We start from the raw sequence: 837 nt of genomic DNA on the forward strand, positions 1-837 counted from the left end.
TCGCTGACGCAAAGCATTGCCACCCTGGATCCGGAGATCGCGGAGCGGATCGACGCGGAGCTGGCGCGCCAGCAGCGCGGGCTGGAGATGATCGCCTCGGAGAACCACACGGCCCTGGCCGTGATGCAGGCCCAGGGCTCGGTGCTGACCAACAAGTACGCCGAGGGCTACCCGGGCAAGCGCTACTACGGCGGCTGCGAGGAGGTCGACGTGGTGGAGACCCTGGCCCTGGAGCGCGTCAAGGCGCTCTTCGGTGCCGAGTTCGCCAACGTGCAGCCGCACTCCGGGGCGCAGGCCAACGCCTCGGTGATGCACGCGCTGATCCGTCCGGGCGACACCATCATGGGCCTGAACTTGGCCCACGGCGGGCACCTGACCCACGGCATGAAGATCAACTTCTCCGGCCGCCTCTACAACATCGTCCCCTACGGCGTTGAGGAGGACACCCTGGTGGTGGACATGGACAAGGTCGAGGCCCTGGCCCTGGAGCATAAGCCGAAGATGATCGTCGCCGGCTGGTCCGCCTACCCGCGGCAGCTGGACTTCGAGCGGTTCCGCGCGATCGCGGACAAGGTCGGCGCGTACCTGTTCGTGGACATGGCGCACTTCGCCGGCCTGGTCGCCGCCGGTCTGCACCCCAACCCGGTGCCGCACGCCCACGTGGTCTCCTCCACCACGCACAAGACCCTGGCCGGTCCGCGCGGCGGCATCATCCTGACCAACGATGCGGACATCGCCAAGAAGATCAACTCGGCGGTGTTCCCGGGCCAGCAGGGCGGCCCGCTGGAGCACGTGATCGCCGGCAAGGCCGTCGCGTTCAAGATCGCCGCGACGCAG

1 protein-coding gene is annotated in these 837 nt (G+C 68.3%); it reads left to right on the forward strand.

The features are described 5' to 3' along the window. Nucleotides 1-3 precede the first annotated feature (3 nt). Nucleotides 4-837 (forward strand): serine hydroxymethyltransferase (gene glyA, locus Q2T94_RS20485; protein ID WP_302266482.1); only part of this gene is annotated, 834 nt, incomplete at its 3' end.

This window comes from Paeniglutamicibacter sulfureus, from assembly GCF_030512175.1.
Classification (GTDB): domain Bacteria; phylum Actinomycetota; class Actinomycetes; order Actinomycetales; family Micrococcaceae; genus Paeniglutamicibacter; species Paeniglutamicibacter sulfureus.